The sequence below is a fragment of the Mesorhizobium sp. HAY1-8B genome, from assembly GCF_056868045.1.
In genome coordinates, this window is record NZ_CP200321.1 from 4,659,828 (window position 1) to 4,679,407 (window position 19,580).

Below are 19,580 nucleotides of genomic sequence, written 5' to 3' on the forward strand. Positions count from 1 at the left end.
CTCCGGCTCGGCTGGAAGGGCACATCAGGCATCGCCCAGATAGGATTTGATGGTCTCGATGAAACGCGGCACCGAGATCGGTTTCGAAATATAGGCCTCGCAGCCGCCCTGGCGGATGCGTTCCTCATCGCCCTTCATGGCGAAGGCCGTCACCGCGATGACCGGAATGACGTGCAGATCGTCATCTTCCTTCAGCCATTTGGTCACTTCCAGCCCGGACACTTCGGGCAGCTGGATGTCCATCAGGATAAGATCGGGCCGGTGCTTGCGCGCCAGATCCAGCGCCTCCAGGCCATTGCGGGTGCGCACCGTCTCGTAGCCGCTCGCTTCTATGAGGTCCCGAAAGAGCTTCATGTTGAGCTCATTGTCCTCGACGATCATGACCTTCTTAGGCATCGACATCCCGTCCCGGCCGTCCTTCCGCTCGAAGGTGGCCGTCATGCGCCCCTGGTTGAACGCACCAAACCCTGCTTCACTATACGGCAATATGATTGACGAAACGGAAACCCTCGGGCTGCAAAACAGCGCGAATTCCACTTCGCCTCACTGCGCGTCCAAAAGGCGCGCCGCGCTGTAAAGGCTTGCCGCAAGCAATTCTTGCCATTACTGCGGAGAGACTCATTCCACATGCAGAAGGTAGTGATGGCAAACGCGGCGTCAATGCGCGAAGAGGCGGAAACCATTGCCGTGAAGGCGCTGGGCTTCGTTGCCTCCGACCCGGAGCTGTTGCCGCGTTTTCTGGCGATCACCGGAATAGAGGCGCATTCGATCCGCAAGGCCGCCGGCGAGCCGGGTTTCCTGGCCGGCGTGCTGCAATTCATTCTTGCCCACGAGCCGACGCTGATGCGCTTTGCCGAGGAAACCGGCACGCCGCCGGCGGCCGTCGGCAAGGCATTGCGCGCCCTACCGCTCGGCGACGACAACCATGAGCATTCCATATGAGCGATGATCCGGAGACCGCCCGCCAGATCGCGGAACTGGCGGCCGACGACCGGCCGCTGCTGGTGCTCGACGTCGACGACGTCGTGCTCGAATTCATCCGCCCCTTCCCGCATTTCCTGAAGTCGCGCGGCTATGGCCTGACACTGGCGTCCTTCCGGCTGACCGGCAACATAGCCGAAACGGCGAGCGGCCGGCTGATCGAACAGCCCGAGGTCACGGCACTTCTGGGCGATTTCTTCGACGCGCAAGCCGATTGGCAGAGCATCACCGACGGCGCGGCGCAAGCCCTGGCAGGACTTGGCAACCGCGCGGAAATCATACTGCTGACGGCCATGCCGCACAGGCATCGTGCGGTGCGTCGCATCCATCTCGATGCCCTGGGCCTAGACTATCCGCTGCTGACCACCGAGATGGCCAAGGGACCGGCGGTGGCCAAGCTGCGCGGCAAGAACGGCCGGCCGGTGGTCTTCGTCGACGATCAGCCGCACAATCTGGCGTCGGTACGGGAATCGGTCGCCGACGCAAATCTTTTCCACCTGATGGCCGACAATTCACTGCGTGCGTTCCTGCCGCCGGTCCCGGACGATGTCATCGTTGTCCAGGACTGGCACGAAGCCGCGCCGAAGATCGCTGGCGCGCTGGGGCTCTAGCGTTAGACCCCTTCCTGAAATTGCTTGAGGGCTGAGCCCTCAAGGATTCAGTTTCGCCCCTGACCCGCCATTGTCGCTGCCACCACTGTCGTCGCCGCCGCTATCGTCCGCACCGTCCCCATCGTCGACGCTGTCGTCCACCGCCGGATCGGCGGGCTTCAGCATGACGCCGTTGACGGTGACCGAGCCGTCGGCCTTGGTGCTGACAGCCCATTCCAGACGGCCGTCCGGCAGCGTCTTGGCAAAACCCTTGGCCATGAGAGCGACGGGCACGTATTGTCCCAGTTCCGGCTCCGCCTTCGCGGCGTCCTGCAGATGCGCCATGATCTTGTCGAAGCCGGCGACATCGACCGTAAGATTGGCGTCGGGCTTTTCACCGAAGCCTGTCATCTCGCCTTCCAGCGCGATCTCCATGTCCTTGTTCTTCACGGTGCTGTGGCCGATGACGACCTTCGGCGCCTTGGCCAGGAAGTCGGCTTTGAGCTGGTCGCCGAACTCGGGCGACAGCGGCGGCTTCTTATTGAGATCAAAGGCTTCGATCGCCTTCTTCGCCATGCTGTCGAGATCGATATTGGCACCGCCGAAATTGAGGTCGATATCGGTGGGCAGCAACGCCACGCTCCAGCTCGGCAAAAGCTGCTGCGGCACGGTCAACCCCGACGCCTTGATGCCGTAGGTGATCTTGCCGTTCTGGGAAACGCCGTCGCTGCCGAACACGGTGCTGAGCTGCGTCGCCCCGAAAGTGCCGATCGGGCTGTCGACGGCGAAATCCTTGAAGCCATAGGTGCCGTCGATGCGCTCCCACACCGGAAGCGCAGCGAGCAGAAGCGACTTCAGTTGCGCCTGGTTTGCCTTCAGCGTCGTCTCGTCCTCATTGGCCACGGCAAATGCCAGGAGGTCGAGCAGCGGCCTGGTCTGCACGCCCTTGCCGCTGGCTTCCACCGACAATTCCGGCGACTTGATGGTGACCGGGAAATTCAGCCCGCTCTCAGGATCATTGAATTTGATCACCTCGACAAAATTCGAAATTTTTTGCGACGTGGTGAAATCAACACCGCCATTGGCGGCCTTGGTGGCGGCAATGGTCGCGGTGCCGGCACCAGTGCTGGTCTCCATCTGCTGCTTGGCATCCTTCGATGCCATCGTCATGCCGGCCAACGAACTGGCGCCGCTGATGAAGGCCGCCAGATTGGGATCGTAGACGCCGGAACCCTTGCCGTCCTTGATCGAAAACTGCGTGCTTTGCAGCCCCTCGGGCCCGTTGAACTCGAAGGACCCGCTTTGCGAAAAATCCATCGAGACATCCCAGGTCCCATTGCTGCGCGGCTTGACCAGCAAAGCGTAGGGCGCGAAGTCTAGTTTCACCCTTCCTTCTGCGGGAAAGGTCGCCGCAAGCGCCTGGAGATCGAACGCGATCTTGTAGGCGTCGCCTTCGACCGAGATCTTCAGAATGCCCTTGTCGAGCGCCTGCTTGCCGACATAGCGGGACAGGTCATCGGACAATTGCTTCGCGCCCTGGCTGTCTACGGTCTGGCCGAAAGCGGGCGCGCTGAGCACAAGCGCGGTAAAGGCAACTGGCAACACACGGTTCACGGGAATTCTCCGTTTGGTCGAAAGGCAGAAATCGTTTCGTACGTCTGGTAGGGAAATACCATCACAACTGCAAGACGATGGTGGTCAGGTGCCCGGCTCCAGCACCAACCGCATCAGCGGTCGACCCGCCTTGCGCTCGACCAGCCTCTCGAACCCGGCCTTCTCGAACACTCCTGACGAGCCGACGAACAAGCCGATCGAACGCGAATCGCGCGACAGGTCGATCGGGCAGGCCTCGACAAGCCGTGCACCGTTCCTGCGAGCGAAATCGATGCCGCCTTCAACGAGGCGATGCGTGATACCCCTGCCGCGCGCTTTGGCGCGAATGAAAAAGCAGGAGATCGCCCAAACGCACGGATCTGAAGCGTCGGCGGGGTCGATCGGCGCAGAGCCCCTGCCCTTGTTGTTCCATTCGGGCACGTCGTAGCGCGGCCCGATCTGCATCCAGCCAACCGCCCTGCCGTCCTCGAAGGCCAGCAGGCCGGGCGGCGGGCCGGCTTCGATGCGTGCCTTGATATGGTCCTTGTTGCGTTCGCGGCTGCTTTCGCGCCGCGCCGCCGGCGCCAGCCTGAAATGCGTGCACCAGCAGCCGTAACAGGCGCCCTGCTTGCCAAAAAGGTCTTCGAAATCAGGCCAGAGCTCAGGCGCCAGCGGCACTATGGTCGTGCTCATGCGGTTCTCCCCAGGCCAAGCTTGTCGCTGGCCTTGCACTGTCGTACCATTGCCTCTGTTCTCTTTATGTTCGCAGTGATGGCGGCCCCTGTCAACAATCCCGATCACGGTTTTTGCCGTGACTGCCTGACGTTTCAGCGCAGTGAGACGCGCCGCTGCGAACGTTGCGGCAGCCCTCGCCTTGCCCGCCATCCCGAGCTTTACCGGCTGCATCTGGCCCATATCGATTGCGACGCCTTCTACGCGGCGATCGAAAAGCGCGACAACCCGGCGCTCAAGGACAAGCCGCTGATCATCGGCGGCGGCAAGCGCGGGGTCGTCTCCACCGCATGCTACATCGCCCGCATCCGCGGCGTGCGCTCCGCCATGCCGATGTTCAAGGCGCTCGAGGCCTGCCCCGAGGCGGTCGTGATCCCGCCCAACATGGAAAAATACGTGCGCGTCGGCCGTGAGGTGCGCGCCATGATGCAGGCGCTGACGCCGCTGGTCGAGCCTCTGTCGATCGACGAGGCGTTTCTTGACCTCGCCGGCACCGAACGCTTGCACGGCCTGCCGCCGGCCGTGGTGCTGGCGCGCTTTGCGCTGGCCGTCGAGAAGGAGATCGGCATCACCGTTTCGGCCGGCCTGTCCTACTGCAAATTCCTCGCCAAGATCGCGTCGGACTTCCGCAAGCCGCGCGGCTTTTCGGTCATCGGCGAGGCCGAGGCGGTCGGCTTCCTGGCGGCTCAGCCCGTGACGATGATCTGGGGCGTCGGCAAGGCGTTCAACGCCACGCTTGAGCGCGACGGCATCCGCACCATTGGCCAGCTTCAGAAGATGGAGCGTGGCGACCTGATGCGCCGCTATGGCGCGATGGGTGATAGACTCTACCGGCTTTCGCGCGGCGAGGACGTCCGCCGCGTCGATCCCGACCAGGACGCCAAGAGCGTATCGGCCGAAACCACCTTCGACACCGACATCGCGTCGCTGGAAGAGCTGGTCTCGGTGCTGAGGGGCCTTTCGGAAAAGGTCTCGGCGCGGCTGAAAAAGTCAGGCATTGCCGGGCGCACCGTGGTGCTGAAGCTGAAGACCCAGGATTTCAAGCTGCGCACGCGTAATCGCCAGCTCGGTGACCCGACCCGGCTCGCTGACCGCATCTTCTCGACCGGAGTGGAGCTTCTGCGCAAGGAAACGGACGGGACGAAATTTCGGTTGCTCGGCATCGGCGTCAGCGACCTCTCAGATGACGACAAGGCCGACCCGCCGGATCTGGTTGACGTCCAGTCGCGCAAACGCGCCATGGCCGAAGGCGCGATCGACGCGCTGCGCGACAAGTTCGGCCGCAAGGCGGTGGAGACCGGCTATACATTCGGCAGGGGCCGTGATGCCCACCCGCCGGAGCCGCTCGAGGAATGAGCTGTCAGGTGCGCTTCAGATCGATGCGACTGGTCACAACGTTCTTGCCGGTTTTGGGATCGCGGTCGGTGACGGTCAGTAGAATGCCATTGGCTCCCTTTTTCTGCACCGTCAGCTGCGCGCTGCGGTCGCCATTGACCAGCTTGGCCCAGCGGATGGCGAGATTGATCGCGTTGCCGGAGCGGCTGCCGTTGAGCTGAGCCGGACCGGTGCGCGATCCGACATAGACACCGCTGTATCTGGCACTGCTGGTTGTCAGATGGGCGCTGATGGCACGCGTGACCACAACGAGGCCGCGGCAGTTGCCGTCGAGCGACAGCGAGGACGCTGTCGCATCCGATTTGAAGGTGCAAGAAACGCTGACTGTCGGCGCCTGCGTCGTCACCTGGACAGTCCCGTTGCCGGCAAAACTCCCCTGGAAGGATTGGAGAAACTTGCTCTCATCGGCATGTGCCGCATTGGCCGCGACCAGCAAACAGCCGGCAAGTGCGAACCGCGCTGGTGATATCATCGAAGTTCTCCTCGTCGGGCTGACATGCAGACTTGGGTGAATACTGCAACTCAACGCCCCTTGGCGTATCAGGTTCCGTCGGCAACGCGACCGTTTGCAACGTCGCCGCGACTGGTCCAGAAGAATCAAGCGGCTAGCAATTGCGGCAGAGGCTCCCGCCTGCGAGATAGCGGCCATGAAATCCACCCCTTCGATCCCCAAGGCCGCGTTCTGGATGGCGCTGTCGGTTACCTCGTTCCTGGGGATGTCGATCGCCGGCCGCGCCACGACAGCCGAGCTCAATGTCTTCCAGGTGCTGGAACTGCGCTCGGTGATCGGCTTCCTGATTCTCCTGCCGCTGGTGCTGACAAGCGGCGGCTTTGCGGCGATGCGCACGCAACGTCCCCTCGCCCACATCGCCCGCAATGTCGTTCACTACAGCGGCCAGGCGGCATGGCTCTACGCGCTAACGCTGATTCCGCTGGCGGTGCTGATCTCGATCGAATTCACCACCCCTATCTGGACGGCGATCCTGGCGGTGACTTTTCTGGGCGAACGGTTGAGCCGGCCGAAACTGGCGGCGGTCGTGCTCGGGCTGATCGGCGTGGTGGTCATCGTGCGCCCGGGCGTCGGCTCTGTCGATCCGGGACACCTTGTCGTGCTGGGCGCCGCGGTCTGTTTCGGCATATCGTTGGTCATGGTCAAATCACTGACCCGCACGGACACCGTCGTGCGCATCATTTTCTGGATGCTGATCATCCAATCGGCGCTCGGCCTCATCCCCGCGCTCTACGTATGGCGCACCCCTTCACTCGAACTCTGGCCATGGATCGTGCTGATCGCCTTCACCGGCATGTCATCACATTTCTGCATGGCCCGTGCGCTCACCTATGCCGACGCGACTGTCATTTCGCCGATGGATTTCCTGCGGGTGCCCTTGTCCGCGCTGGCTGGCTGGCTGCTTTATCACGAGCAGATCGACGCCTTCACCGCCGGTGGCGCGCTGCTCATCCTGATGGGCAATCTGCTCAATCTGCAGCGCAAGCCAGTCGAGCCGGCTGAAGTGGCGGCGTCGTAGCCGGCATCACCTGAATATTCATGCGCCTAGTCGCCTGCGTCCGGTATGTTGAGAACATGCCCGCAGGCCTTGCAATGCACGGCGTCCGGTTCGTGCCGCTGCAGCCCGCATTGCGGACAGGGGAAGAACACTTTTGCGGGCCGGAAGATCGCCTGCGCCAGCCTGACGAACAGCGATATACCGATGATCATGGTGACGATCGCGGTCAGCTTGCCGGCCATGCCCGGCAGCACGATGTCGCCGAAACCGGTCGTGGTCACCGTGGCGACGGTGAAATAAAGCGCGTCAATGTAGTTTTCCAGCCCGGCTCCGTTGCGGAAGAAGAAGGTGTAGACGAAGCCGGTGATGACAAAAAGAAAGGTCAAAAGGTTGATGACCGCTTGGCTCGCCTCCCGCCAGGGGCGCAGGCCACGCATCTCGAAATGCCGCCAGATCGAACCGCTGCGCGACAATGACCACAGCCGCAGGATGCGCAGGAAACCGAGATTGGCGAGCGCTGTCGGCATCAGCAGGGTCAAAAGGATGAAGACATCCACCCAGGAGGTCGGCTGCCTCATCAGGCGCAGCATGTCGTTGGAGGCCAGCAACCTGGCGATCAGGTCGACGCCGACGAGCACCGCCACCGCATAATCCAGCCACAGGAACGAAGCCGATTGCTGGATGACGGGTGTCGCGATGAAGAAGGCGATGATTGCCAGATCGATGACGATTGCCGCCAGCTGGAACCGGAAAGCCGCCGGCGTGCGCCCATGGTAGAGCCTGCGCAGCGTGTCGCGCAGGCGCGCAATTGCGGAAAGATCCGGGGATGAATCCTTGTCGGGGGTCTTCATGCGGATCGCGATTGCGTGAGCGGCAGATGCCGCCCGCAGGATCGCCACCGCCTGCCAAGGGCGGCGGTCACACCAATTCCACTTCCACCACGCCGGGCACGGCGCGCATCGCGGAGGCAATCTGCGGTGAGACGCGGTAGCCGCCCTGCAAGGCGATCTCGACCTCGCCCTGCGCCTCTTCCTTGATCACGATAATGCTCACCTGGCTCTCGCCACGCTGGGTGAGTTGGGATTGGATAATTGAGGCCGGACCGTCGTTCCTGACGAAAATGCGCAGCGCCTTCTGGATGCGGCTTGCCTCGTCCTCCAGGGACTGGACCGAGTTGATGCGCAAATTGACGCCCTCGGGCCTGTCCTCCGCCGCCACAGTGATGACGACGGAGCGGCCGGCTTCCAGGAGGTCGCGATACTGTGCCAATCCTTCCGAAAACAGCACGGCCTCGTACTGGCCGGAAGTGTCGGAAAAGGCCACCACGCCCATCTTGTTGCCGGTTCGCGTCTTGCGCTCCTGCTTGCTTGTCACCGTGCCGGCCAGGCGGCCGGCAGAAGCGCCGCGCTTGACGGCGGCTGAGAACTCCGCCCAGTTCTGCACGCGCATCTTCTGCAGCGCCGCCTTGTATTCGTCGAGCGGGTGGGCAGAGAGATAGAAGCCGACAACCTGGAATTCGCGGTGCAGCCGGTCGGCGGCGAGCCACGGATCCGTCGCCGGCAGGTTGAGCGCCTGCGACTGCGCGCCGAGCGAGGCGCCGAAAATATCGGCCTGGCCGGAAACGGCATTCTGCTGCGCCAACGATGCCAGCCCCATCATTCGTTCGACACCAGCCATCATCTGCGCCCGGTCATGCCCGAAACAGTCGAGCGCGCCGGCCATGATCAGGCTTTCGAAGACACGCTTGCCGACGATCTTGGGATCGACCCGCTCACAGAAATCGGCGAGGTTCTTGAACGGCTTCTCGCCACGGACAGCAACGATGTGCTCGACCGCCGCGTCGCCGACGCCCTTGAGCGCGGCCATCGAATAGTAGATGCGGTTTTCACCGACCTCGAAAGGCCGAAAACTCGTCATTACCGACGGCGCCAGAACCTCGATGCCGAGACGCAGCGCATCCTGGCGGAAATCGGCGAGCTTGTCGGTGTTGCCCATGTCGAGCGTCATCGATGCCGCCAGGAACTCGACCGGATAGTGCGCCTTGAGATAGGCGGTCTGATACGAGACCACGGCGTAGGCGGCGGCGTGCGATTTGTTGAAACCATAATCGGCGAACTTGGCCAACAGGTCGAAAATGAAGTCAGCTTGCGGTTTGCTGACGCCACGCTCGACAGCGCCAGTGACGAAGCGCTCACGCTGCTTGTCCATCTCGGCGCGGATCTTCTTGCCCATGGCGCGGCGCAGAAGGTCGGCTTCACCGAGCGAATAGCCGGACAGCTCCTGCGCGATCTGCATCACCTGTTCCTGGTAGACGATGACGCCTTGCGTCTCCTTCACCAGATGGTCGATCTTGGGGTGGATCGAGGCCATCTCCTCCTCGCCATGCTTTCTGGCGTTGTAGGTCGGGATGTTCTCCATCGGGCCCGGCCGGTAAAGCGCGACCAGCGCGATGATGTCCTCGATGCAGTCGGGCCGCATGCCGATAAGCGCCTTACGCATGCCGGCACTTTCCACCTGGAACACGCCGACCACCTCGCCGCGCGACAGCATGGCATAGGTGTCGGGGTCGTCGAGCGGGATCGTCGCCAGATCGATGTCGATGCCACGGCGGCGGATCAGTTTTACCGCCGTCTCCAGCACGGTCAGCGTCTTCAGGCCGAGGAAGTCGAACTTCACCAAGCCGGCCTGCTCGACATATTTCATGTTGAACTGGGTGACCGGCATGTCCGAGCGCGGATCGCGGTACATCGGCACCAGCTCCGACAAAGGCCGATCGCCGATGACGATGCCGGCGGCGTGTGTCGAGGCGTGGCGATAGAGCCCTTCCAGCTTCTGCGCCATGTCGAGCAGCGTCTGGACGATCGGCTCCTTCTCCGCCTCTTCGGCAAAGCGCGGCTCATTGGCGATGGCGTCGGCGAGCTTGACCGGATTGGCCGGGTTCTGCGGCACCATCTTCGACAGCTTGTCGACCTGGCCATAGGGCATCTGCAGCACGCGGCCGACGTCGCGCAGCACGGCGCGGGCCTGCAGCGTACCGAAGGTGATGATCTGGCCGACCTGGTCGCGGCCGTATTTCTGCTGGACGTAGCGGATCACCTCTTCGCGGCGATCCTGGCAGAAGTCGATGTCGAAGTCGGGCATCGACACGCGGTCCGGATTGAGGAAGCGCTCGAACAGCAGCGAGAAACGCAGGGGATCGATGTCGGTGATGGTCGTTGAATAGGCGACCAGCGATCCGGCGCCCGAACCACGGCCCGGCCCGACCGGAATGCCTTGCGCCTTGGCCCATTTGATAAAGTCGGCAACGATCAGGAAGTAGCCGGGGAATTTCATCTTCTCGATGATGCCGAGCTCGAATTCGAGCCGCTCGCGATACTGCTCGACCGTGTAGCCCGGTGTCGGTCCGTGCAGGGCAAGCCGCGCGTCGAGCCCCTCGCGCGCCTGGCGGGCGAGCTCCGCGGCCTCGGCCTTTTCGGCCGCGTCCTTGTCGGAGGCATCGCCGCCGGTGAAGCGCGGCAGGATCGGGCTGCGGTTCTTTGGATAGTACGAGCAGCGCAGCGCGATCTCGACGGTGTTGTCGATCGCTTCCGGCAGGTCGGCGAACAGCTTTGCCATATCGGCCTGGCTGCGCAGGAAATTGTCCGGCGACAGCCGGCGTCTGTTATCGACGGCAACGACGGTGCCCTCGGCGATGGCGATCAGAGCGTCATGCGCCTCATAGTCGTCGCGCGACGAGAAAAATGCCTCGTTGGTGGCAACGAGCGGAAGTTCGTGCGCATAGGCGAGATCGATCGTCTGATGTTCGATGACCCGGTCGTAGCCCGCAACGCGATCCAATTCGACATAGAGCCGGTCGCCGAACAGCGCCTTCAGCGTCAAAAGCCGCGTCTCGGCCAGATCGCGGCGATCCTCCTTCAAGGCGTTACCGATCGGGCCGCGCGGTCCGCCGCTGAGGCAGATCAGCCCATCGCTCTGTCCAGTCAACGTCTCGGTGGTCAGATGCACCGCCTCGCCGGGCGGTGTTTCCAGGTAGACGCCGCTGACCAGCCGAACCAGATTGGAATAGCCGGCCTCGGTCGCGGCGAGCAGGACGACCGGCCGCATTTCCGGGCCTTGGCGGCGGCGATCACGCTGGCCGTCTGCGTTCTCGCCGGAAAAGGCGAGCGCGATCTGGCAGCCGATGATCGGCTGGATACCGTCCTTGACCGCCTTCTGCGCGAACTCCAGCGCACCGAACAGATTGTTGGTGTCGGTGACCGCGATGGCCGGCGCTTCGTCTTTCACGGCGTGGCCAACGATCTTGCCAAGCTGGAGCGCACCCTCGAGCAGCGAATAGGCCGAATGCACGCGCAGATGGACGAACGGCCGCGCCGGTACCTCCGGCCGCGCGGCCGCGATCGCGGCTTCGCGCTTCAGGGGGTCGCGTGGAAGTCTGTCATCCGCCATGGTTTCTCGCGCTGTCGAAGGCTTTGAGTCGGTGAGGATGTATTGTCCGGGACAGGGCGATACCAGTCCAGCACAAACGACCGACAACCACAGGCTTCCGCGCCCCTGCGCGACTTGCTCAAGCGAATTCCATGATCACCGCGTCCACAGCCAGGCTGTCGCCGGGCTTGGCGTTGAGCTTGGACACAACGAGATCGCGTTCCGCACGCAGCACGTTTTCCATCTTCATCGCCTCGACCACGGCAAGCGTCTCGCCGGCCTTGACCTCCTGGCCTTCGGTAACGGCGATCGACACGACGAGGCCGGGCATCGGGCAAAGCAGCAGGTTCGACGTGTCCGGCGCCACCTTCTCCGGCATCAGCCGTTCCAGCTCGGCGGTGCGCGGCAGCATGGCGCGGGCGGTCACCGACATGCCTTTCCAGGCGATGCGAAGACCGTTGGCGACAGGCCGGATCTGGGCGACAACCCTGCGCTTGCCGACCGTGCCGCGCCAGATCAGGTCGCCCGGCCGCCAGTCGGACGAAACGGTCAGCGCCTTGCCGCCCTCGATCGACAGGTCGATCTCCATTGGGATCGAAATCATGCCTTCCAGGATGGACGCCTGGAGATAGTCATCGCCGATCTTCACCACCCAGTCGCGCTTGAGGGCGCCCGAATGCGGCGCCAGCCGCCCGCCCAGCCGGTCGAGCCTGTCGCGGCGCAACAATTCCGTGGCGGTGGCGATTGATGCCAGCACGGCCTCTTCCTCGCTGTTCGGCACGACAGGGGCAAAACCGTCGGGATATTCCTCGGCTATGAAGCCGGTCGAAATCGCCCCTTCCCGCCAGCGCGGATGCTGCATCAGCGCCGCCAGGAACGGGATATTGTGCTCGATGCCTTCGACCACAAAACTGTCCAGCGCTTCCGACATGGCATCGATCGCCTCGATGCGCGTCGGCGCCCAGGTACACAGCTTGGCGAGCATCGGGTCGTAGAACATCGAAATCTCCGAGCCTTCGGTGACGCCGGTGTCGTTGCGGATGACGACATCGCCAAACTGCCCCTCCTCCGGCGGCCGATAGCGGGTCAGCCGGCCGATCGACGGCAGGAAATTGCGATAGGGGTCCTCGGCATAGAGCCGGCTTTCCACCGCCCAGCCATTCAGCTTGATGTCGCCTTGCTTCAGACCAAGCTTTTCGCCTGCGGCAACGCGGATCATCTGTTCGACCAGATCGATACCGGTGACGAGCTCGGTCACCGGATGTTCGACCTGCAATCGTGTATTCATTTCAAGGAAATAAAAGTTCTTGTCCTTGTCGACGATGAACTCGACCGTGCCGGCGCTCTGATAATCGACGGCCCTGGCCAGCGCCACCGACTGCTCGCCCATGGCCTTGCGCGTCTTGGCATCGAGAAATGGTGACGGTGCCTCCTCGGCCACCTTCTGGTTGCGGCGCTGAATCGAGCATTCGCGCTCACCGAGATAGAGCGCGTTGCCATGCGCGTCGGCCAGCACCTGGATCTCGATATGGCGCGGATCGACGACGAATTTTTCGATGAACACGCGGTCATCGCCGAACGAGCTCTTGGCTTCCGATCGCGCCCGGTCGAACCCGTCGCGCACTTCCAATTGGTTCCAGGCGATGCGCATGCCCTTGCCGCCGCCGCCGGCCGAGGCCTTGATCATCACGGGATAGCCGATCTCGCCAGCGATCTTTTCAGCATGGTCGGCATTCTCGATGACGCCGAGCCAGCCGGGCACCGTCGAAACCTTGGCGGCGTTGGCGAATTTCTTCGATTCGATCTTGTCACCCATCGCCTTGATCGCTTTGGGTTTCGGGCCGATGAAGACGATGCCTTCCGCTTCCAGCGCTTCGCAGAAGGCCGCCCGTTCGGACAGGAAGCCGTAGCCTGGATGCACGGCCTGAGCCCCAGTCTCCTTGCACGCGGCGATGATCTTCTCAGGGACAAGATAGCTTTGCGCTGCGGGCGACGGCCCGATATGCACCGCCTCGTCGGCCATTTCGACATGAACCGCGTCGCGGTCGGCATCGGAATAGACGGCAACCGTGGCAATGCCCATCTTGCGCGCCGTCTTGATGACGCGACAGGCGATCTCGCCACGATTGGCGATCAGGATTTTCGTGAACATGCTGAGGTCGTTCCCCTCCGGTCGGTCGTTCCTTTTATGGCCTGTGCTTGCAGGGTCAAGCCGACCATGCAAATCACTGCCTTTCAATCGATTTGCGATTCCAATTCTTCGCTGTGGCCCAGTCTCGGCGCCAGCTTCCAGTTGATCGTGTCGATAAAACCTGAAACCTTGGAAAAAAATTCGCATTGGAGGACGCCTGATGAAGACCCGCGCCGCTGTCGCTGTCGCCGCCGGAAAGCCGCTGGAGATCATGGAGGTCGACCTCGACGGTCCGCGCGATGGCGAGGTGCTGGTCGAGATCAAGGCGACCGGTATCTGCCACACCGACGAGTTCACCTTGTCGGGCGCCGATCCGGAAGGGCTGTTTCCGGCCATCCTCGGCCATGAGGGCGCCGGTGTCGTGGTCGACGTCGGCAAGGGCGTAACCTCGGTCAAGAAGGGCGACCATGTCATCCCGCTCTATACGCCGGAATGCCGGCAGTGCCCGTCCTGCCTGTCGCGCAAGACCAACCTGTGCACGGCGATCCGCGCCACGCAGGGCCAAGGCCTGATGCCCGACGGCTCGTCGCGCTTCTCGATCGGCAAGGATAAGATCTTCCATTACATGGGCTGCTCGACCTTCTCGAACTTCACCGTGCTGCCCGAGATCGCGGTGGCCAAGGTCAACCCGGACGCTCCCTTCGACAAGATCTGCTACATCGGCTGCGGCGTGACGACAGGCATTGGTGCGGTGATCAACACCGCCAAGGTCGAGATCGGCGCGACCGCCGTGGTCTTCGGCCTCGGCGGCATCGGCTTGAACGTCATCCAGGGCCTGAAGCTGGCCGGCGCCGACATGATCATCGGCGTCGATTTGAACAACGACAAGAAAGCCTGGGGCGAGCGGTTCGGCATGACGCATTTCGTCAATCCGAAGGAGATCGACGGCGATATCGTCCCTTACCTCGTCAACATGACGAAGCGCGGTGCCGACCAGATCGGCGGCGCCGACTACACGTTCGACTGCACCGGCAACACCAAGGTGATGCGCCAGGCGCTGGAAGCCTCGCATCGCGGCTGGGGCAAGTCGGTCATCATCGGCGTCGCCGGCGCCGGCCAGGAGATTTCGACCCGACCGTTCCAGCTCGTCACCGGCCGCACCTGGATGGGCACCGCCTTCGGCGGCGCGCGCGGCCGCACCGACGTGCCGAAGATCGTCGACTGGTACATGGACGGCAAGATCCAGATCGATCCGATGATCACCCACACGCTGAAGCTCGAGGACATCAACAAGGGCTTCGACCTCATGCATGAGGGCAAGTCGATCCGAAGCGTCGTCGTTTATTGAAGCAAAGCCACACGCCGCCGACCCACCGGCCAGCGACCTCTGTGGTTCACAACTGGGAGGAGAATGGAATGGCGGAAAAACTGCACCCGAAAATCGACAATGGCCTGCCCAAGGAAAGCGCAAGCTTTGCAGGCGGCACGCTGGTCTGCGCCTGCACCAGCAAGCCGGTCAAGGTGAAGGTCAAGGGGCAGATCGCCCACAATCACGCCTGCGGCTGCACCAAATGCTGGAAGCCGGAAGGTGCTGTATTCTCGGTGGTTGCCGTCGCCGGTACCGGCGACGTCACCGTCACCGAGAACGGCGACAAGCTCAAGGTGGTCGACCCCAGCGCGTTGATCCAGCGCCACGCCTGCACCGGCTGCGGCGTCCACATGCACGGACCGGTCGAGCGCGACCATGCGTTCAAGGGGCTGTCCTTCATCCACCCCGAACGCTTCGTCGAGGACGGCTGGTCGCCGCCGGGCTTTGCCGCCTTCGTGTCCTCGATCATCGAATCCGGTGTCGACCCGAAGCGGATGGACGGTATTCGTGCGCGGCTGAGGACAATCGGGCTCGAACCCTATGACTGCCTCAACCCTGGCTTGATGGACTACATCGCCACCTGGACGGCGAAGAAGTCCGGCGCGCTGCCGGCCTGAACGCTGTAGGATTTCAGGCAGGGGCCGGACATGTTACCGGCCCCTGTCCGTTTCGGAGAAACAATGCCCGCGCCCGTCATCTACGTCGACGCCGACGCCTGTCCGGTCAAGGCCGAGGTCGAGAAAGTCGCCGAGCGCCTTGGCGTCTTCGTCACCTACGTCTCCAATGGCGGCCTGCGGCCATCGCGCGATCCGATGATCCGCAACGTCGTGGTCTCCAAGGGAGCTGACGCCGCCGACGACTGGATCGTCGAGAACGCCAAATCCAACGATGTCGTGGTGACTGCCGATATTCCGCTCGCGGCCCGCGCCGTGGCGCTCGGCGCCCACGTGCTTGGCCCCACCGGACGCCCATTCACGCCAGAAACCATCGGCATGGCCGTGGCCATGCGCGACCTCAAGCAGCATTTGCGCGAGACCGGCGAAAGCAAGGGCTACAATGCCTCCTTCGCGCCGCAAGACCGCTCGCGGTTCCTCGGCGAACTCGACCGTATCTTGCGGCGCGCCCTGAAATCGGCCACACCGAGCTAGAACAGAGCGCCATCCAGGGTCGGAACCACCATGGCTGCCGAAATTCCCGTGCAAAGACCAATGCAGCGCCACATGCTGTTCGCCATGTCCGCGTGTTTCGGGGCGCTTGCGCTGCTTGTGGCGTTGCTGCTGCACGCCCCGCTTGCCTATTCGATCGGCGCCAACGCCTTTTTCGCCGCTTATGTCATTCTTGTCGTCAGCCAGATGCCCAAGTTCACCGGCAAGTATCTAAGCAAGAATGCGCGCGCCACCGACCAGCCGGTGCTGGTCATCTTCGCCATCACGCTAGTCGTTGTCGGTGTCGCCGTTGTCTCGTTGTTCCTGCTGATCAATCAGAAGGACAGAGGCCACCCCGTCGAACTCATCTTCGCGCTGCTGTCGATCCCGCTCGGCTGGTTCACTATCCATGCCATGGCGGCACTTCATTATGCGCATGTCTACTGGATGGACGGCGACGAGGTCGACACCAAGACCAAGACAAAAATCCCGGTCGGCGGATTGCTGTTCCCAGGCGACAAGCGACCGGAGGGCTGGGATTTCCTCTACTTCTCGGCGGTCATCGGCATGACGGCGCAGACCGCCGACACGAATATTTCAACAACGCATATGCGCTGTGTCGTGCTCGTCCACTCGATCCTGTCGTTCTTCTTCAACACGGTCATCGTCGCCGCGGCCGTCAATCTCGCCGTCAGCCTTGGTGGTCCGTAATAAATCCGTGATCGGATGAAACATCGGTTTGGATCGCGACGTATCAGGAGGACAATGAACGCGCAGGCCACGCCGCGAGGCCGGGAGACGAGACAAGATGGAATCCGTTGCCAGAAGCCAATCCGCCACCGGACCGGATGCACCCGTGTCGAGTGGCAGCACACTGATCTACCGGCAGTCGCGCTGGACGCGGCTGACGCATTGGATCTGGGCCATCTCGCTGTTCTTCATGCTGCTTTCCGGCCTGCAGATCTTCAACGCCCGGCCGCAGCTCTACATCGGCAAGCAATCCGGCTTCGAATACAACAACACCATTTTCGAAATCGGCGCAGCGAACACCGATGCCGGTCCGCGCGGTTACACCGAAATCTTCGGGCACCGCTTCGACACGACGGGCGTTCTCGGCTGGTCGGGTCCGCCAGGTAACGAGACGGCGCGCGGCTTCCCGTCCTGGGCAACCATTCCCTCCTACTATGATCTCGGTACCGCCCGCGTCGTGCATTTCTTCTTCGCCTGGATCCTGACGACGACCTTGATCGTCTGGCTGGTCGCCAGCCTGATCAACGGTCATATCAGGCGCGATCTTGCCCCGCGCCTCGACGACCTCAAGCGGCTGCCACGGGACATCGTCGACCACGCCAGGCTGAAATTCCACCACACACGCGAATACAACACGCTGCAGAAGATGGCTTATGGCGGGGTGCTGTTCGTGCTGTTGCCGTTGATGATCATCACTGGCCTTGCCATGTCGCCCAGCATGAATTCGGTGCTGCCGTTCCTCAACGAGGTGCTCGGTGGCAGGCAGACGGCGCGCACCATCCATTTCACGGTCATGCTGCTGCTCGTCGGCTTCTTCATCATTCACATCCTGATGATCCTTGCCGCCGGCCCGATCAACGAACTGCGTTCGATCATCACCGGCTGGTACCGCACGGACCCTCCCTCGCATGACGACAAGACGACGACCGAAAGGAGTGCCTGAGATGGCTAAGTTCCAGATCAGCCGCAGAAAATTCCTGACCGCCGCCAGCCTCGGTACCTCCGGTATCATGCTGTCGGGATGCGACGCTTTCGACAGCCAGCTGAGCATCGGCAGCGGCCTGCGCAGCTTCCTCGAAAACGCCAATGGCCTGACATATCGCGCGCAGCGCCTGCTCGCCGGGCGTGACGCACTGGCGCCGGAATTCACCGATGCCGACATCCGCCAGCCGCAGCGGCCGAACGGAGTCACGGCCCCTGACGATGACACCTACAAGGGCCTGCTCGCGAACAATTTCGCCGACTGGCGGCTGGAAGTCTCGGGACTGGTTGAAAAGCCGCTGTCGCTTAGCCGCGAGCAGCTTCAGAACATGCCGAGCCGCACCCAGATCACCCGTCATGACTGCGTCGAAGGCTGGAGCTGCATCGCCAAATGGACCGGTACGCCGCTGTCGCTGGTGCTCGACCAGGCAGTGGTCAAGCCGCAGGCGCGCTACGTCATGTTCCACTGCCTCGATACGATCGACCGCAGCCTGTCCGGGGACATCAAATACTATGGCACGATCGACCTGATCGACGCCCGCCACCCGCAGACGATCCTGGCCTATGGCCTGAACGGCAAACCGCTCCCGGTCGAGAACGGCGCGCCGCTGCGCGTGCGCGTCGAGCGCCAGCTCGGCTACAAGATGCCGAAATATCTCTACAAGATCGAACTGGTCGACAGCTTCGCCAATGTCGGCGGCGGCCGCGGCGGCTATTGGGAAGACAATGGCTACGACTGGTACGGCGGGATTTGATGGGCCCTCGCCTGCAGGCCGAGCATGATCTTGCGGCAGCCGAGCTCCATGTCATCGAGGAGCATCTCGACGACGACAACCGGAGGCTGACCGGTCGTAACGACGACCGTGCCCTCGCCTTTGCTCTGCGGGATTACAAAGGACGCGCCGTCGGGATCGCCGCCGGCTATTCCTGGGCCGGCATCGCCGAGCTCAAGCTGATGTGGGTCGACGAGGCCTATCGAGGCCTTGGCCACGGGAGGAAGTTGCTCGATGCCTTTGTCGCGGAGGCAGCCGCGCGCGGCTCGCTGCGGATATGGGTTTCGACCCACGATTTCCAGGCACCCGGCCTGTACCAAAAAGCTGGCTTCGAGCGTATGGCCGAATTCGCTGGATGGCCCGAAGGCCATTCCAACATCATCCTTTGCAAGGCGGTGGTTCCCCGATAGGCAGCAGCCTGACGGGTTCGGCGTTCAACATGCGGACCTAATGCATGTCGCCCAGAAGTGCGCAGCGATTCTGGGACAACGACATGCCTCAAAACAAAAACTAAAAAGCGCGTCGCCTGAATCCATTTCAGAGCGGCAAGCTTTTGGCGGCGCGATCATTCGTCCGAACTATCGAAAGTGGTTTGACCCGGCTCAGGTGGCCCGCCCTGCATCTCGTCCGGATTGTCCACCCTGCAGCCGATGCCGTGGCACCCCTGATAGTTGCCGTGGGTATCGAAATTGGGATTGCCGTCCCTGTCGAATTGCGGCGTCGGGTCGATCCATTGATCGCCGCGGCGCGGCTTCGGCCTCGGATAATAATTGTCCGAATGGTGACTGTGCCTGTCGTTGTTGTCGAGGATGGCGCCAACAATGCCGCCGACGATGATCGCTGCCGCCGCATCGCCGGGAGACGGCTTGCGGGCGGAGCCGGAGCCGGAGCCGGAGCCGGAGATCAGGAATTGCGCCGAGCAACCTTTGTCCACCCAGATGCCGCCGCCATCATAGCCCCAGCTTGTGCCGAACTGGCAGCGCGACTTCGACAGCCGGTTGGTCAATTGCACGCCGCCACGCGTGTCGATCCCGCAATAAGAGTAGCGGTAGTTGGAACTTGAGCAGACCAGGCGCATCGGCGCCGCGGCCCGCGCGGCATCGGGCAGCAGTGACAGTTTCGCCGGATTGCCCAAGAGGCAGGCCAGGAACATCATCGAACCGGTAACCGCCATCCGCACCGACATTGCAAGTCTCCAATTGTGTTC

At 62.7% G+C, this 19,580-nt stretch carries 19 protein-coding genes; 11 read left to right on the forward strand and 8 right to left on the reverse strand.

The features are described 5' to 3' along the window. Positions 1-24: 24 nt before the first annotated feature. Positions 25-441 carry a response regulator gene (locus tag AC1VON_RS22275; RefSeq protein ID WP_275451165.1) on the reverse strand — a complete coding sequence of 139 codons (417 nt, stop codon included), beginning with the start codon at positions 439-441 and terminating at the stop codon, positions 25-27. A 201-nt stretch (positions 442-642) separates the two neighbouring features. On the opposite strand from AC1VON_RS22275, the gene AC1VON_RS22280 reads away from it, so the two are divergent. Beyond that, positions 643-942 carry a DUF3572 domain-containing protein gene (locus tag AC1VON_RS22280; protein ID WP_027052046.1) on the forward strand — a complete coding sequence of 100 codons (300 nt, stop codon included), beginning with the start codon at positions 643-645 and terminating at the stop codon, positions 940-942. Next, the gene (locus AC1VON_RS22285; protein ID WP_483124854.1) at positions 939-1,592 is read left to right on the forward strand and encodes a hypothetical protein; all 654 of its coding nucleotides are present in this window, start codon (positions 939-941) and stop codon (positions 1,590-1,592) included. The genes AC1VON_RS22280 and AC1VON_RS22285 overlap by 4 nt, the downstream gene beginning before the upstream one ends. A gap of 39 nt (positions 1,593-1,631) precedes the next feature. Here the strand turns inward: AC1VON_RS22285 and AC1VON_RS22290 are convergent, their stop codons facing one another. Together AC1VON_RS22290 and AC1VON_RS22295 are read right to left on the reverse strand one after the other, a co-directional pair. Beyond that, positions 1,632-3,185 (reverse strand): hypothetical protein, encoded by a 1,554-nt coding sequence (locus AC1VON_RS22290; RefSeq protein WP_483124855.1) that lies wholly within the window; start codon positions 3,183-3,185, stop codon positions 1,632-1,634. 84 nt (positions 3,186-3,269) lie between these two features. Beyond that, the gene (locus AC1VON_RS22295; RefSeq protein ID WP_483124856.1) at positions 3,270-3,857 is read right to left on the reverse strand and encodes a GNAT family N-acetyltransferase; all 588 of its coding nucleotides are present in this window, start codon (positions 3,855-3,857) and stop codon (positions 3,270-3,272) included. Positions 3,858-3,923: 66 nt separating this feature from the next. On the opposite strand from AC1VON_RS22295, the gene AC1VON_RS22300 reads away from it, so the two are divergent. Further along, positions 3,924-5,252 (forward strand): DNA polymerase IV, encoded by a 1,329-nt coding sequence (locus tag AC1VON_RS22300; RefSeq protein ID WP_483124857.1) that lies wholly within the window; start codon positions 3,924-3,926, stop codon positions 5,250-5,252. Positions 5,253-5,256: 4 nt separating this feature from the next. Here AC1VON_RS22300 and AC1VON_RS22305 read toward each other — a convergent pair whose 3' ends face one another. Continuing rightward, entirely contained in the window at positions 5,257-5,763 is a 507-nt protein-coding gene (locus AC1VON_RS22305; RefSeq protein WP_172350303.1) for a hypothetical protein, read from the reverse strand. Between the two features lie 175 nt (positions 5,764-5,938). On the opposite strand from AC1VON_RS22305, the gene AC1VON_RS22310 reads away from it, so the two are divergent. Then, positions 5,939-6,820, forward strand: coding sequence for a DMT family transporter (locus tag AC1VON_RS22310; protein ID WP_172350302.1), 882 nt, complete (start codon positions 5,939-5,941; stop codon positions 6,818-6,820). 26 nt (positions 6,821-6,846) lie between these two features. Here AC1VON_RS22310 and AC1VON_RS22315 read toward each other — a convergent pair whose 3' ends face one another. The 3 genes from AC1VON_RS22315 to AC1VON_RS22325 all read right to left on the reverse strand — a co-directional run bounded on the left by AC1VON_RS22315 (position 6,847) and on the right by AC1VON_RS22325 (position 13,376). Beyond that, entirely contained in the window at positions 6,847-7,650 is an 804-nt protein-coding gene (locus tag AC1VON_RS22315; protein WP_483124858.1) for an ion channel, read from the reverse strand. A gap of 67 nt (positions 7,651-7,717) precedes the next feature. After that, positions 7,718-11,245 carry a DNA polymerase III subunit alpha gene (gene dnaE / locus AC1VON_RS22320; protein WP_172350300.1) on the reverse strand — a complete coding sequence of 1,176 codons (3,528 nt, stop codon included), beginning with the start codon at positions 11,243-11,245 and terminating at the stop codon, positions 7,718-7,720. Between the two features lie 118 nt (positions 11,246-11,363). Beyond that, positions 11,364-13,376, reverse strand: a complete 2,013-nt coding sequence (locus AC1VON_RS22325) for an acetyl-CoA carboxylase biotin carboxylase subunit (protein WP_172350299.1) — start codon at positions 13,374-13,376, stop codon at positions 11,364-11,366. Positions 13,377-13,575: 199 nt separating this feature from the next. On the opposite strand from AC1VON_RS22325, the gene AC1VON_RS22330 reads away from it, so the two are divergent. The 7 genes from AC1VON_RS22330 to AC1VON_RS22360 all read left to right on the forward strand — a co-directional run bounded on the left by AC1VON_RS22330 (position 13,576) and on the right by AC1VON_RS22360 (position 18,783). Continuing rightward, positions 13,576-14,703 (forward strand): S-(hydroxymethyl)glutathione dehydrogenase/class III alcohol dehydrogenase, encoded by a 1,128-nt coding sequence (locus tag AC1VON_RS22330; protein ID WP_483124859.1) that lies wholly within the window; start codon positions 13,576-13,578, stop codon positions 14,701-14,703. Between the two features lie 68 nt (positions 14,704-14,771). Continuing rightward, complete coding sequence (gene gfa, locus AC1VON_RS22335) at positions 14,772-15,341, forward strand: S-(hydroxymethyl)glutathione synthase (RefSeq protein ID WP_483124860.1); 570 nt, start codon at positions 14,772-14,774, stop codon at positions 15,339-15,341. 63 nt (positions 15,342-15,404) lie between these two features. Next, positions 15,405-15,872 (forward strand): YaiI/YqxD family protein, encoded by a 468-nt coding sequence (locus tag AC1VON_RS22340; protein ID WP_483124861.1) that lies wholly within the window; start codon positions 15,405-15,407, stop codon positions 15,870-15,872. A 30-nt stretch (positions 15,873-15,902) separates the two neighbouring features. Further along, complete coding sequence (locus tag AC1VON_RS22345) at positions 15,903-16,580, forward strand: DUF1345 domain-containing protein (RefSeq protein ID WP_172350295.1); 678 nt, start codon at positions 15,903-15,905, stop codon at positions 16,578-16,580. A 97-nt stretch (positions 16,581-16,677) separates the two neighbouring features. Next, positions 16,678-17,562, forward strand: a complete 885-nt coding sequence (locus AC1VON_RS22350; RefSeq protein ID WP_172350294.1) for a cytochrome b/b6 domain-containing protein — start codon at positions 16,678-16,680, stop codon at positions 17,560-17,562. A 1-nt stretch (position 17,563) separates the two neighbouring features. Beyond that, positions 17,564-18,355 carry a molybdopterin-binding protein gene (locus tag AC1VON_RS22355; RefSeq protein WP_483124862.1) on the forward strand — a complete coding sequence of 264 codons (792 nt, stop codon included), beginning with the start codon at positions 17,564-17,566 and terminating at the stop codon, positions 18,353-18,355. Further along, on the forward strand, positions 18,355-18,783 hold the full coding sequence (locus AC1VON_RS22360) for a GNAT family N-acetyltransferase (protein WP_483124863.1): 429 nt from the start codon (positions 18,355-18,357) through the stop codon (positions 18,781-18,783). Before AC1VON_RS22355 ends, AC1VON_RS22360 begins: the two co-directional genes overlap by 1 nt. Before the next feature lie 155 nt (positions 18,784-18,938). Here AC1VON_RS22360 and AC1VON_RS22365 read toward each other — a convergent pair whose 3' ends face one another. Continuing rightward, positions 18,939-19,559 (reverse strand): DUF3011 domain-containing protein, encoded by a 621-nt coding sequence (locus AC1VON_RS22365; protein ID WP_483124864.1) that lies wholly within the window; start codon positions 19,557-19,559, stop codon positions 18,939-18,941. Positions 19,560-19,580 lie beyond the last annotated feature (21 nt).